Source organism: Sphingomonas sp. CFBP 13714 (assembly GCF_014842205.1).
GTDB lineage: Bacteria > Pseudomonadota > Alphaproteobacteria > Sphingomonadales > Sphingomonadaceae > Sphingomonas > Sphingomonas aerolata.
In genome coordinates this window covers 317423-331403 of the sequence record NZ_JACYVG010000003.1, presented here as the reverse complement: position 1 = coordinate 331403, position 13981 = coordinate 317423, and the positions used below count along the sequence as shown (strand labels likewise).

General features: G+C 66.9%; 8 protein-coding genes. 3 read left to right on the top strand and 5 right to left on the bottom strand.

The annotated features are described in order from the left end of the window. Positions 1 to 58: 58 nt before the first annotated feature. Positions 59 to 1693, bottom strand: coding sequence for an NAD(P)/FAD-dependent oxidoreductase (locus IFT54_RS09335; protein ID WP_192070415.1), 1635 nt, complete (start codon positions 1691 to 1693; stop codon positions 59 to 61). 155 nt (positions 1694 to 1848) lie between these two features. Between IFT54_RS09335 and IFT54_RS09330 the strand changes: the two genes are divergently transcribed. Then, entirely contained in the window at positions 1849 to 5172 is a 3324-nt protein-coding gene (locus IFT54_RS09330) for a hybrid sensor histidine kinase/response regulator (protein WP_192070414.1), read from the top strand. Between the two features lie 18 nt (positions 5173 to 5190). Here the strand turns inward: IFT54_RS09330 and IFT54_RS09325 are convergent, their stop codons facing one another. From IFT54_RS09325 to acs, 3 genes are all read right to left on the bottom strand, one after another. Then, on the bottom strand, positions 5191 to 5979 hold the full coding sequence (locus IFT54_RS09325) for a hypothetical protein (RefSeq protein WP_107045886.1): 789 nt from the start codon (positions 5977 to 5979) through the stop codon (positions 5191 to 5193). An 82-nt stretch (positions 5980 to 6061) separates the two neighbouring features. After that, the gene (locus tag IFT54_RS09320; protein ID WP_192070413.1) at positions 6062 to 6688 is read right to left on the bottom strand and encodes a response regulator transcription factor; all 627 of its coding nucleotides are present in this window, start codon (positions 6686 to 6688) and stop codon (positions 6062 to 6064) included. Then, entirely contained in the window at positions 6685 to 8640 is a 1956-nt protein-coding gene (gene acs / locus IFT54_RS09315; protein ID WP_192070412.1) for an acetate--CoA ligase, read from the bottom strand. The genes IFT54_RS09320 and acs overlap by 4 nt, the downstream gene beginning before the upstream one ends. Before the next feature lie 147 nt (positions 8641 to 8787). Here acs and IFT54_RS09310 point away from each other — a divergent pair, with 147 nt between their 5' ends. Together IFT54_RS09310 and IFT54_RS09305 are read left to right on the top strand one after the other, a co-directional pair. After that, the gene (locus IFT54_RS09310) at positions 8788 to 10215 is read left to right on the top strand and encodes a DcaP family trimeric outer membrane transporter (RefSeq protein WP_192070411.1); all 1428 of its coding nucleotides are present in this window, start codon (positions 8788 to 8790) and stop codon (positions 10213 to 10215) included. A 49-nt stretch (positions 10216 to 10264) separates the two neighbouring features. Continuing rightward, complete coding sequence (locus tag IFT54_RS09305; RefSeq protein WP_031395000.1) at positions 10265 to 11932, top strand: MFS transporter; 1668 nt, start codon at positions 10265 to 10267, stop codon at positions 11930 to 11932. A gap of 54 nt (positions 11933 to 11986) precedes the next feature. Here the strand turns inward: IFT54_RS09305 and poxB are convergent, their stop codons facing one another. Beyond that, entirely contained in the window at positions 11987 to 13735 is a 1749-nt protein-coding gene (poxB, locus tag IFT54_RS09300) for a ubiquinone-dependent pyruvate dehydrogenase (RefSeq protein ID WP_192070410.1), read from the bottom strand. Between the last annotated feature and the right edge of the window lie 246 nt (positions 13736 to 13981).

Sequence of the window (13981 nt, the reverse complement as noted above, 5' to 3'; positions counted from 1 at the left end):
GGTAAATCGCGCGTCGTGACAGGAAGCCTGCGCGTACCACCCGGATGTTAGATAGTGGTTAAGCCCCCGGCGTGGCACCAACGAGGCTCAGCCCGACCGCCTCGGCGACCTTGATGCCGTCGACGCCCGCAGAGAGGATGCCGCCGGCATAGCCCGCGCCCTCGCCGGCGGGGAACAGGCCGATCGTGTTCAGGCTCTGAAAATCGTCGCCGCGCGTGATCCGGACGGGGGACGAGGTACGCGTCTCGACGCCGGTCAGGACCGCGTCGGGGTGATCATAGCCGGGAATGTCGCGACCAAATACCGGCAGCGCCTCGCGCATCGCGGTGACCGCGAATTCGGGAAGGCATTCGGCGAGGTCGGTGAGGTGGACGCCGGGGCGGTAGGACGGGATGACCGTGCCGAGTGCGCTCGACGGGCGGCCGGCGAGGAAATCGCCGAGACGCTGCGCGGGGGCCTTATAATCGGATCCGCCCGCGACATAGGCGCGCGACTCCCAGTGGCGCTGCAATTCGATGCCCGCCAGTGGATTGCCGGGATAGTCACGCGCAGGGTCGATGCCGACGACGAGTCCCGAATTCGCGTTGCGCTCGTTGCGCGAATATTGGCTCATGCCGTTGGTGGCGACGCGGCCTTCCTCGGACGTCGCCGCGACGACGGTACCGCCCGGGCACATGCAGAAGCTGTAGACGGTGCGCCCGTTCGTGCAGTGATGCGACAGGCTGTACGCCGCTGCGCCGAGATCGGGGTGGCCGGCACAGGGGCCGAACCGCGCCTCGTCGATCCAGGATTGCGGATGTTCGATGCGCACGCCGATCGAGAAGGGCTTCGCCTCCAGGAATACGCCGCGATCGTGCAGCATGTGGAAGGTGTCGCGCGCACTGTGCCCCACCGCGAGCACGACATGATCCGCCTCGAGATAGTCGCCGGTATGCAGGTGCAGCCCGCGGATGCGGCGCGTGCCGTCCGCATCGACAGCGATGTCGAGATCGTCGACGCGGTGTTCGAAGCGATATTCGCCGCCGAGCGACTCGATCGTCGCGCGCATCGCCTCGACCATCGTCACCAGCCGGAACGTGCCGATATGCGGATGCGCCTCGGTCAGGATCTCGGGGGGAGCGCCCGCCTTGACGAACTCGGTGATGACCTTGCGACCGAGATGGCGCGGATCCTTGATCTGGCTCCACAGCTTGCCGTCGGAGAAGGTGCCGGCGCCGCCTTCGCCGAACTGGACGTTGGATTCAGGGTTCAGGACGTTGCGACGCCACAGGCCCCAGGTGTCCTTGGTGCGTTCGCGGACCAGCTTGCCGCGGTCGAGGATGATCGGGCGGAAGCCCATCTGCGCGAGGATGAGGCCGGCGAACAGGCCGCACGGCCCTGTTCCCACGACGACCGGGCGACGCGCGCCCGGCGTCTCGGGTGCCTTGGCGACGTGGCGATAGCCGGTATCGGGGGTCGTGTTGACGTGACGGTCCTTGCGGAACCGCGCGAGGATCGTCGCCTCGTTCTTCGCGGTGACGTCGATCGAATAGACGAGCTGGATGTCCAGCTTGTCGCGCGCGTCGTGCGCGCGCCGGGCGACGGTGTAGCGGATCAGTTCGCGGGGGGTGATGCGCAGCCGCTTGCAGACCGCGGCGGGGATCGCTTCGTCGGCATGGTTGAGCGGCAGCTTGAGTTCGGTGATGCGGAGCATGGGGCCCTGTAACGCGGGCCGCGGGGTTTCGCCATGAGCTGTGGTATCGAAGCGCTGACCGTGCAGGCCTTGCCCTGGGACGGTCCGGACTGCACGGTATCGGCATCCGGCAACTAGGGAGCCAGCCGATCAACAGCGCCGTCGTCATCGCCGCGATGCTTGCCTATGGCACCGCGTTGTTCGGGATCGCCTGGGTCGTCGATCGGCGCGGGCTTTCGCCGCGCATGGCACGGATCGCCTATCCCTTGTCGCTGGCCGTCTATTGCAGCAGCTGGACGTTCTTCGGCGGCGTCGGCACCGCGGCGACGCGCGGCTGGGATTATCTGTCGATCTATCTCGGCCCGGCGCTGGTGTTTCTGCTCGCGCCGGGATTCCTGACCAAGCTCGTCCGGCTGGCGCGCGACGAAGGGTCGAGCTCGATCGCCGACTTCATCTCGGCGCGTTATGGTCGCAGCCGGAGTACCGCGGCGATCGTCGCGGGAACCGCGCTGGTCGCGTCGATCCCCTATATCGCGCTGCAGCTGCGATCGGTGACGCTAAGCTTCGGCGCGCTGGTCGGGATCGGCGGATCGGTGCTGGTCGGGCCGCTCGTCGCGCTGCTGCTGGCGACGTTCGCGATCAGCTTCGGCGCGCGACGCTATGAAGTGGCGGGGGGCAATACCGGCGTGGTCGCGGCGATCGCGGCGGAATCGCTGATCAAGCTGCTGTGCTTCGTGGCGCTCGGCGGATTCGCGCTGACGCTGCTTGCGACGATGCCGGCCGCGCGGATCACGCCGCCGCTGACCGGGTTCGTGGAGGGCTTCGCGCCCGGCGCGCTGACCCCCGATTTCTTCGTCCGCACGCTGTTATCCGCCTGCGCGATCCTGTGCCTGCCGCGTCAATTCTATGTCGGGATCCTCGAAGCGAGCGGCCCGGCGGCGGTGCGGCGCGCGCGCTGGCCGTTCATCGCCTATCTCGCGGTGATCTCGGTGATGGTCCTGCCGCTCGTGCTGGCGGGGCTGGCGGTGTTGCCCGCCGATACGCGACCCGACCTCTATGTGCTGGCGGTCCCGCTGGCGCTCGACAACGATCCGATGGCATTGCTCGCGTTCATCGGCGGGTTTTCCGCCGCGACCGCGATGGTCGTCGCAGAGACGATCGCGCTGTCGACGATGGCGACCAACGACCTGCTGGCCCCATTGCTGCTGCGGCGGCAGACCGATGGCGGGGAGGGCGATCTGGGGCGGCGGCTGCTGCGTGTCCGACGCGTGATCATCGCCGCGATCGTCGCCGCTGCTTTGTGGTACGGCACGAGCATTGGCGACGAGCTGTCGCTCGCATCGATCGGGCTGATCGCGTTCGCCGGCGTCGCGCAGTTCGCGCCAGCGCTGATCGCCACCGTCGGCTGGGGCTTCGCCGATACCCGGGCGGCACGCGGCGGCTTGATCGGCGGCGTCGTCGTCTGGGCCTATTGCCTGTTGATGCCCTCGGTATTGGGTGGTTTCGGCGCCAGTCTTGCGAAAGCCAGCGGGGGACTGCTCGACCCCGATGCGCTGATGCGGGTCGCGCTCGGATCGCCGCTGGTCAACGGCACGGTCTGGAGCCTGGGCGTGAATATCGCGCTGATGGCGGGGCTGCACCTGTACGCGGCGCGGCGGCGGGTCTTCGGGGGGCGGCACAGTGTGCTGGATCACGTCACGACCTTTGGCGAACTCAAGATCCTGGTTGCGCGCTTCGTCGGCGATGCCGAAGCCGCAGAGGGGCTGGACCCGCTGTCACGCGATCCGGGCGCGCCGATCGACGGACGCGCCGCCCGTCAGGCGGAACGGATGATCGCGGGCGTGATCGGCGCACCCTCGGCGCGGCTGATCGTGACGTCGAGTCTCGCGGGTTCGGCGATGGACGTAGGCGACGTCGTCCGGCTGCTCGATCAGCGGGGGCGCAGCCTGCGCTTCTCGCGGTCGCTGCTGTCGGCAACGCTGGAGACAATCGACCCGGGCGTCAGCGTGATCGACGCCAATCTGAGGCTGGTCGCGTGGAATCCGCGCTATGTCGAGATGTTCGACTATCCCGAGGACTATGTGATCGCCGGACGGCCGATCGCCGATCTGATCCGCTACAATGCCGAGCGCGGCGAATGCGGGCCGGGTGGCGTCGAAGCGCATGTGTCGCGCAGGCTCGCACATCTCGAACGCGGCCTTCCGCACAGTTTCGAGCGGCTTCGACCGTCGGGGCGGTGGATCAAGACAGTGGGTCAGGCCATGCCGGGCGGCGGCTATGTCCAGAGCTTCACCGACATCACCGCGGAGAAGACCGCGCAGGCGGAACTTGAGGCCCGGGTCGAGGCGCGGACGCATGATCTGGCCCAAACGAATACGATGCTCGACGAGGCGCGGCGGCATGCCGAGACCGCGACGCGCGACAAGACCCGGTTCCTTGCCGCGGCAAGCCATGACCTGCTCCAGCCGCTTCACGCCGCCCGGCTCTTCTGCGCGGCGCTCGACGAGGGCAAGGCGCCGCACCAAGCCGATCTGGTCCGCGCAATCGATGGCGCGATCGGGTCGGCGGATACGCTGCTGCGGGCCTTGCTCGACGTGTCGCGGCTCGATGCGGGCGGGGTCGTGCCGAAGATCGAGCAGTTCGTGCTCGGAGACCTGATCGAGGAACTGGCCGCCGAGTTCCGGCCGCTTGCCGGCGAACGCGCGTTGATCCTCGCCTCGCACCCGGGGGCGCAGATCGTCGCGACCGACCGGTCGCTGCTGCGCTCGATCCTGCAGAACTTCCTGTCGAACGCGGTACGCTACACGCCGTCGGGGCGGATCTGGATCGGCGCGCGGCGGCGCGGCGGTGACGTCTTGGTCGAGGTGCGGGACAGCGGACCGGGTATCGCGGCGGGTGACCGTGAACGGATCTTTGCCGAGTTCGAGCGGGTGGAGAGCAAGGGCAGCGCGGGCGGCGGTGTCGGACTGGGGCTGGCGATCGTCCAGCGGATCGCGCAACTGCTCGACCTGCGGATCGAATTGCGGTCGCAGCCGGGTGCGGGGTCGACCTTCGCCGTCCGCGTTCCGCTGGCGGCGCATGCGACGCTGCCCGACCGCGCCAGGACGACCCCGGTCCTGCGCGACCTGCCGCCGGGGCTGCGCGTGCTGTGCCTCGACAATGATGCCGCCATTCTCGCGGCGCTCGACGCGGCGCTCCGGTCGCGGCGCTGCGTCCCGCTGCTGGCGGCGACGATCGAGGAGGCGATGACGCTGGCGGCGGACGAGGAGCCCGACGTCGCGCTGATCGATTTCCATCTCGAGGTGGCACAGGACGGGCTGGATGTCGCAAGCCAGCTGTCGGCGATGACGCCGGCGCCCGCGATCGCACTGGTCACCGCGGACCGCAGCGCAGCGGACGATCCGCGCTGTGCCGGGATTACCGTCTTGAACAAGCCGGTGGTGCCAGGCGAGCTATGGGCATTCCTCGAACAGGCATCAGCGGCGGCGGCTGCGGTTTGAGGTGCTGACCCAGCGCGCCTATTTGGCCGGCGCGCTGGTGAAGTCGATCTTGATGCGGACCCAGGCGCCGATCATCTTCTTGCCGCCGACCCGGGGCGGCAGCACGCGGAACTGCCATGCGGCCTGGCGCATTGCGCGGGCCAGCCCCGAGCCGACCGGGGATTCGCCGAGCGACCGGCAATTCTCGACCCTGTAGTTCTCCGCGGTCCGGCAGGCGATCAGTGCCCAGCTGCCCGGGGGTGCGCCATTGGGAACATAGCCTGCAAGTTCGGCATGGCTCGGTTCGGTATACCATTCGGCATTGTAGAGCCGCTCGCCGCTTGGACCTTCGCCCGGGCCGTAGGCAGAGCCGCTGTCCTTGCCAGCGCCCGCGCCATCGGTGTCGGAACCGCCCGCCTGGCGATCGCCCGGGTGCGACGGGATCTTGGATATGTCCGCCGAATCGAACAACTCCATGCCGCCCGCCAGCATCTTGGGGAAGGCCGGGGCAGGCGTGACGGGGCGCGGGTCCGACGCCGGCGCGGTCGATGGCGGGCGGGGCGATCTTGGCGAGGCGCCGCCGGCGACCTTCTTCGCCTTTTCGATCACCGGGCGTTGCGGGGTCTCGGGTTTCGTCTCGCGGTCGGGTAACAGGCGGAAGCTGCTGGGCGGGGGCGTCGGCTCGGGCTTGGTCGGCGTTGGCGCGAGCCGCAGCAGCAGGAGAATGACGACGACATGCGCGGCGATCGCCAGCAAAAATGAACGCGCGCGCCGCCAGAGCGGCTGGCGCGATCGGTTCGACGCGGACAGGTAGGACGTCGAAGCCATTGACGGTCGCCTAGACCGCGCAAGAGGGTGTCGCAAGACGTCGATTGCCGTGCGGGTGGTCTCGCAAGTGGGAGGCGGTCGGTTAGTCGGCGAAGCGAATGTCGAGCGCGCGCGCGGCAAGCACCGCCTGGGTGCGGTTCTGGACGCCGAGCTTTCGCAGGATCGCGGTCATGTGGCCCTTTACGGTCGCCTCCGAAACGCCGAGATCGAACGCGATCTGCTTGTTGAGTCGCCCCGCGAGAACGCCGAGCAATACCTTCAATTCGGTCGGGGTCAGGCTGGCGACGCGATTGGAGATGTCATCGGCCGGCAGGGCGGCGACGGGGGCGTCGCGGTCGCCCGCCAGCGCGCGCGCGACCGCATTTTCGAGCGTGGCGAGATCGGCGGTCTTCGACACGAAGCCGACCGCGCCATAGGCGCGCGCGCGCGGCGCGGCCTCCGCCTCGTCGGCGGACGAGATGACGACGATCGGCGTGTCGGGGCGCTCGGCATGCAGCAGGGCGACACCCGCAAAGCCCTCCGACCCCGGCATCCGCAGATCGAGCAGGATGAGATCGAGGCGGGCGGCGCCGCGCGCCGCCTCGATCGCCTCGCCGAGCTGCCCCGCCTCGAGGATCGTCGCATCGGGGGCCGCGCGACCGACCGCCAGCTTCAACGCCTGGCGAAACAGCGGGTGGTCGTCGGCGATCAGGATCGTGCGCGCGGTCATGCGAAGGCGGCGGTGGCCTTTTCGCGACCCGTGATCAGCGCGTCAACGACCGTCGGGTCGGCGAGCGTCGAGGTATCGCCCAGACCGTCGAGCTGGTTCTCGGCGATCTTGCGCAGGATCCGGCGCATGATCTTGCCCGAGCGCGTCTTGGGCAGGCCGCGGGCGAACTGCAGGACATCAGGCGTCGCGATCGGGCCGATCTCGCGGCGGACCCATTGGACGAGTTCCTTGCGCAGCTCCTCGCTCGGTTCGGCATTCGCGTTGAGCATGACATAGGCATAGATGCCTTGGCCCTTCACGTCGTGCGGCATGCCGACGACCGCGGCTTCGGCAACCTTCGAATGCGCGACCAGCGCGCTCTCGACCTCGGCGGTGCCCATGCGGTGGCCGCTGACGTTGATCACGTCGTCGACGCGGCCGGTGATCCAGTAATAGCCATCCGCGTCGCGGCGGCAGCCGTCACCGGTGAAATACTTGCCCGGATAGGTCGAGAAATAGGTCTGGAAGAAGCGCGCATGATCGTTCCACACGGTCCGCATCTGCCCGGGCCAGCTGTCGGCGATCACGAGATTGCCCTCGACCGCGCCGTCGAGCACCTTGCCGTCGGCATCGACCAGTTCAGGCTTCACGCCAAACAGCGGCTTGGTCGCGCTGCCGGGCTTGAGCGCGGTCGCGCCGGGGAGCGGGCTGATCATGTGTCCGCCGGTCTCGGTCTGCCACCAGGTGTCGACGATCGGGCAGCGGCCTTCACCGACGACATTGTGATACCAGTTCCAGGCCTCCGGGTTGATCGGCTCGCCGACCGACCCGAGCAGGCGAAGCGACTTGCGGCTGGTCCGCGTGACCCAGTCGTCGCCCTCGCGCATTAGCGCGCGCAGCGCGGTGGGTGCTGTGTAGAGCGTGCTGACCTGATATTTGTCGACGATTTGCCAGAAGCGGCTGTGGTCGGGGTAATTGGGGACGCCCTCGAACATCACCGTCGTCGCGCCGTTGGCGAGCGCGCCGTACAGCGAATAGGTGTGCCCCGTGACCCAGCCGACATCGGCGGCGCACCAGAAGACGTCGCCTTCCCGGTAGTCGAACACATATTCATGCGTCATCGACGCCCAGACGAGATAGCCGCCGGTGGTGTGGAGCACGCCCTTGGGCTGGCCGGTCGATCCGCTGGTGTAGAGGATGAACAGCGGATCCTCGGCGTTCATTGGCTCGGGCGCGCAGTCGGTCGACTGGTCCGCGACGCACTCGTGATACCAGCAATCACGGCCGTCGGTCATTGCGATGTCGCCGCCGGTGCGGCGGACAACGATGACCGTCTCGACGCCGAGATCGCCCTGATCGAGCGCGGCATCGACATTGGCCTTCAGCGGAATCGTCTTGCCGCCGCGCAGCCCTTCGTCCGCGGTGATGACGACGCGGCTGTCGCAATCGTGGATCCGGTTGCACAGGCTGTCGGGGGAGAAGCCGCCGAACACAACCGAATGGATCGCGCCGATCCGCGCACAGGCGAGCATCGCGAACGCGGCTTCGGGGATCATCGGCAGATAGATCGTGACGCGGTCCCCCTTCGCGACGCCGCGCGCCTTCAGCCCATTGGCGAGCCGGGACACTTCGTCACGCAGTTCGGCGTAGCTGATCGTGCGCGAGTCGGCGGGGTCGTCGCCTTCCCACAGGATCGCGGTCGCATCGGGGCGTGCATCGGCGTGGCGATCGACGCAATTGGCGGCGACGTTGAGCTGACCGTCCTCGAACCAGCGGATGCGGAAATCGGCCTCGTCGAATGACGTGTCCTTGATCTTGGTCGGGGAAACGAGCCAGTCGAGCCGCTGCGCCTCTTTCGCCCAGAAGGCATCGGGATCACTCGCGGCCTCGGCATACATCCGGTCATAGGCGGCGGCATCTATCCGTGCGTCCTTGGCCCATGCTGCGGGAACGGGATAGCTGGCCTCGGTCATCACACTCTCCTTTTGCCGCCGTTCTAGACGGTCGCGCGGCACGCGGCACCCCCAACCAAAGTCAGGGATGATCCCGCCCGGGCGATCCGCCATCGTCGTGTTGCTTGCATCTACGCGTCAGACCGGTGGAGCAACCAGGAGGTTGGGATGAGACGATCGGTATTCACGACGTTGCTGCTGGGCACGGCCCTTGCCGGGCTGATGCCGGGCGCCGCCTTTGGCCAGACCGCGCGAGAGGCGGAACTCGAAGCACGGCTCAAGGCGCTCGAAGCAGCGGTCCAGGACCTTCGCGGTGAGTTGACCGCAGCGCGTGCAACCGCCGCCGCGGCCCCGACTGTGCCCCCACAGACCGCCGTCGCTGCGTCGCAGGTGACGGCGCCGGCCGCATCGCCCGGCGGATCGCCCGGCGCGACCAATGTGGCCCAGGCCAAGGCTGTCGCGACAAATTCGGCACCGACCGACGGTTTCCGCATGGGGAACACGACGGTCAAGCTGGGCGGTTTCGTTCGCCTCAACGCCATTGCCAGCCGCTACAGCGGTGGCGAGGTCGCGGTCGGGGGGCTGGGCAAGGAGTTCTTCCTGCCGCAGCAGATCCCGGTCGGCGGCGGGTTCTCCAGCCAGGACCTGTTGCTCTCGGCGCGCCAGACCCGCCTGCAGTTCAGCACGGCAACTCCGATGAACGGTACCGACATAAAGACGCTGGTGGAGTTCGATTTCGCGCTCGCGACGGCGCCGGTCGGTGCCCAGCGCGCGACCAACCCCTACACGCCCACTTTCCGCCGTGGCTTCATCGAATATGGCAATCTGCTGGTCGGGCAGGAATGGTCCACCTTCCAGAACATCGCGGTGCTGCCCGAAACGACCGATTTCGTCGGCCCGCTGGACGGCACGGTGTTCAACCGTCAGGCGCTGATCCGCTACTCCATCCCCTTGCGAACCGGGCTGACGTTGCAGGTCGCGGTCGAGAATCCCGAAACGGAAACGGCGCTGCCCGCCAATGCGGCGCTGGTCGACACGGATGACGACCGCCTGCCTGACGTGGTGGCACGGCTGAACTGGAAGTCGACACTGGGCGATTTCGCACTGGCCGGCATAGCGCGCGAATTGCGCACCGATACGCTGGGCCGCGGCGATACCGCCTTTGGCTGGGGTGTTTCCGGGTCCGGCAAGATCCCGATCGGCAAGCGTCACGACCTGCGCTTCATGGCGACCTACGGCCAGGGCATCGGCCGGTATCTGGGATTGGGATATGTCCCCGACGCGATCTACGGCGGCACCGCGACGCAGCTCGAGCGGATCGACAATTTCGCGGGCTTCGCGGCACTGCGTATCGGCTGGACCGATGCGATCCACTCGACGCTGATGGGCAGCTACCAATCGGCCGATTATCCGGCCGGCGTGATCGTCACGGGGCTGGCCAATGCCAAGTCCTATGGCGGTGCTGCCAACCTGTTCTGGTCGCCCGGCAAGGGCTTCGACATCGGCGTGGAATATCGCCACGCCGTCCGCGAACTGGTCTCGGGTGACACCGGTGCGCTCGACCGCATGGAATTCGCCTTCAAATACGGGTTCTGATCGCCCGACGTTCCAAAATCACCACCGCTCCACTTGAGAGGATACCGCCATGGCAACGACAACAGGGGACGCATCGCCCCTTGGTCACGTGAAGCAGAGCCAGCCACTGATCATTATCGCGTCGTCGCTCGGCGCGGTGTTCGAATGGTATGACTTTTATCTGTACGGGCTGCTCGCGACGATCATCACCGCGCAGTTCTTCTCGGGCGTCAACGAGACGACCGGTTTCATCTTCGCGCTCGCGGCGTTCGCGGCCGGGTTCGCAGTGCGGCCGTTCGGTGCGCTGGTGTTCGGGCGGATCGGCGATGTCGTCGGGCGCAAGAACACCTTCCTCGTGACCATGGCGATCATGGGCCTGTCGACCTTCCTCGTCGGTCTGCTCCCGAGCTATGCCTCGGTCGGCGTCGCCGCGCCGATCGCGCTGGTCGTGCTGCGGCTGCTGCAGGGCCTCGCGCTCGGCGGCGAATATGGCGGTGCTGCGACCTATGTCGCCGAGCATGCGCCCGACAAGAAGCGTGGGCTGTTCACCAGCTTCATCCAGACCACGGCGTCGCTCGGTCTGTTCGCCGCCCTGCTGATCGTCATCGGCGTGCGCACGCTCGTCGGCGAGGAGGCGTTCGCGGCCTGGGGCTGGCGTATCCCGTTCATCGTCTCGATCGCGCTGCTCGCGGTGTCGCTCTGGATCCGGATGCAGCTCGAAGAGAGCCCGGTGTTCCAGAAGATGAAGGAGGAGGGCAAGACCTCCAAGGCACCGCTGACCGAGGCGTTCGCCAAATGGGGCAACCTCAAGATCGTGCTGATCGCGCTGTTCGGTGCGGTCGTGGGGCAGGGCGTCGTGTTCTACACCAGCCAGTTCTACGCGCTGTTCTTCCTCGAAAAGAACCTCCGTGTCGACGGGCCGACGACGAACATCCTGATCGCAATCGCGCTGCTGATCGCGACCCCCGCGTTCATCTTCTTCGGCTGGCTTTCGGACAAGGTCGGGAGGAAATGGATCATCCTGACCGGCTGTGCGCTCGCCGCACTGACCTATATGCCGCTGTTCCACGCGCTGTCGAAGGCAGCCAACCCCGCACTCTATGCGGCACAGCTGTCGTCGCCAGTCAGCGTCGTCGCCAACCCCGACGAATGCTCGGTGCAGTTCGATCCGGTCGGCAAGAACAAGTTCGACAGCAGCTCGTGCGACATCGCCAAGTCGTATCTGGCCAAAGCGGGCATTTCCTACACCAATGTCGTCGCACCGGCGGGGACGGTCGCACAGATCCATATCGGCGGCGCGACCATTCCGGTCGTCAATCCGGCGATCGTGACAGGGGCCGATCGTACTGCAGCGATCAAGGCGTTCGGGGCCGAGGTGAAGACCGCACTGACCGCGGTCGGCTATCCCGAAAAGGCGGACCCGGCACAGATCAACAAGCCGATGGTCGTCGCGATCCTCGTCCTGCTCGTGCTGTACGTGACGATGGTCTATGGCCCGATCGCCGCGCTGCTGGTCGAATTGTTCCCGACGCGGATCCGCTACACGTCGATGTCGCTGCCCTATCATATCGGCAATGGCTGGTTCGGCGGCTTCCTGCCGACTGCGGCCTTTGCGATGGTCGCGGCAACCGGGGACATCTATTACGGGCTCTGGTACCCGATCCTGGCCTGTGCGGTCACCGCATTGGTCGGTCTGGTCTTCCTGCCCGAGACGTTCCGCCGCTCGCTGCACGGCTGAACGGTAGTATCGAGCAGTCCCGGGGTGCGGCAGCCGCCGCACCCCGGACCTGTTTCAGAACAGCGTCTTGAACAGTCCGGCATTGGTCTTGCCGAGCTCGACGATCGAATCCCCACGACCACTCATCACCGCTTTCGCCATATAGAGCGTGAAGCCCTTCATCTGTTCGAGCGTGATCTTGGGCGGCATCGACAATTCGGTGCGCGCGGTAACGGCATCGAGCAGCGCGGGGCCCGGATGCGCGAGAACCTCGCGTACGCCGGCTTCGACGTCGCCAGGGTCGGTGACGCGAACCCCGTGCAGACCGATCGCGCGCGCCATCGCGGCGAAATCGGGATTGTCGAGCGCGACGCCGGTCTCGATCATCCCCGCCGCCTTCATCTCCATTTCGACAAAGCCGAGCGTGCCGTTGTTGAAGACGATGATCTTCACCGGCAAACCGAGCTGCCGAACGGTCAGCAATTCACCCATCAGCATCGCCAGGCCGCCATCGCCCGACAGGCTGACGATCTGACGGCCGGGATAGGCGGCCTGCGCGCCGATCGCCTGAGGCAGGGCGTTTGCCATCGAGCCATGGTTGAATGACCCGATCAGCCGGCGGCGGCCGTTCATCTCGAGGTAGCGCGCTGCCCAGACGGTAGGGGTGCCGACATCGCACGCGAAGATGGCGTCGTCGCTTGCCAGGTTGCTGACGATGCGTGCGACATGCTGCGGGTGGATCACGCCGCTGCCTGCGGTACCGGTCGCGAGCTCGTCCAGGCCCTTGCGCGACTTGGCGTAGTCTTCGCGTGCGTCGCGCAGGAAGGCGCCGTCGCGCTCGCGTGTCAGCAGCGGCAGGACATGGTCGATCGTCGCGCCGACGTCGCCGACCAAGCCGAGGTCGATCGCGGTACGGCGCCCGAGATTTTCGGGCCGCAGGTCGATCTGCGCCACCTTCGCCTTCTCCGGATAGAATTGGCGATAGGGAAAATCGGTGCCGAGCATCAGCAGCGTGTCGCACGCCATCATCGCGTCATACCCCGACGAGAAACCGATCAGCCCGGTCATGCCGACATCATAAGGATTGTCATATTCGACGAATTCCTTGCCGCCGAGTGCATGGACAACCGGTGCCTGGAGCACGCCGGCAAGCGCGACGAGTTGCGCATGCGCCCCCCGACAGCCGCGACCCGCGAGGATCGTCACCTTGCCGGCGTCGTTCAGCAGCGCGGCAAGGCGGGCGAGCGAGTCCTGATCGGGGATGATCGTGGCCGCTTCGGGCAGCAACGCGGTGCGGGATCGGGCGATAAGGCCCGTGGTCGTGCGCAATGCGACATCACCCGGCATCGCGACGACCGCGACGCCACGATGGCCGACCGCGGCACGGATCGCGGTATCGAGCGTGCGCGGCATCTGATCGGCATCGGAGATCGTCTCGCAATAGACGCTGCATTCGCGGAACAGCGCTTCGGGACGGGTTTCCTGGAAATAGTTGGAGCCGATTTCGGCGCTCGGTATCTGCGCCGCAATTGCGAGCACGGGGACGCGGGTCCGGTTGCAGTCGTACAGCCCGTTGATCAGATGCAGGTTGCCCGGCCCGCAGGAGCCGGCGCAGACGGCGAGCTTGCCGGTGAGTTGCGCTTCGGCGCCGGCCGCGAAAGCCGCCGCTTCCTCGTTGCGGACGTGCACCCATTCGATCGTTCCGCGCCGCCTGAGCGCTTCGGTGAGACCGTTCAGGCTATCGCCGACCACGCCATAGATGCGCTCGACACCGGCAAGCTCGAGCGTCTCGACGAACAGGTCGGCGATCAGGGTCTTGGGCATCGGGCGTCTCCGGGTCTCGAAAGGGGGGAAGGTCGAGGCCTCAACGCGTTCCGGCGGCAAGTGACGCGGCGGAATCGCGGAATTCAACTTGGGAGCGGTCTGACCGGATCGTTGCAGAAATGTAACAAGTCCGAATTTTCGGTCCGAAAACGCGCGCGAATACGATCTCGTTACCCTGAATCGGTTGCATTCAAAATTTGGAGACCCGAGCATGCACAACGGATCCCGGCAACATCCCGGGGCCAT

Coding starts and splice junctions, on each gene's coding strand:
- IFT54_RS09335 (WP_192070415.1), bottom strand. CDS start 1,693: ATGCTCCGCATCACCGAACTCAAGCTGCCGCTCAACCATGCCGACGAA.
- acs (WP_192070412.1), bottom strand. CDS start 8,640: ATGACCGAGGCCAGCTATCCCGTTCCCGCAGCATGGGCCAAGGACGCA.
- IFT54_RS09330 (WP_192070414.1), top strand. CDS start 1,849: ATGCTTGCCTATGGCACCGCGTTGTTCGGGATCGCCTGGGTCGTCGAT.
- IFT54_RS09310 (WP_192070411.1), top strand. CDS start 8,788: ATGAGACGATCGGTATTCACGACGTTGCTGCTGGGCACGGCCCTTGCC.
- poxB (WP_192070410.1), bottom strand. CDS start 13,735: ATGCCCAAGACCCTGATCGCCGACCTGTTCGTCGAGACGCTCGAGCTT.
- IFT54_RS09320 (WP_192070413.1), bottom strand. CDS start 6,688: ATGACCGCGCGCACGATCCTGATCGCCGACGACCACCCGCTGTTTCGC.
- IFT54_RS09325 (WP_107045886.1), bottom strand. CDS start 5,979: ATGGCTTCGACGTCCTACCTGTCCGCGTCGAACCGATCGCGCCAGCCG.
- IFT54_RS09305 (WP_031395000.1), top strand. CDS start 10,265: ATGGCAACGACAACAGGGGACGCATCGCCCCTTGGTCACGTGAAGCAG.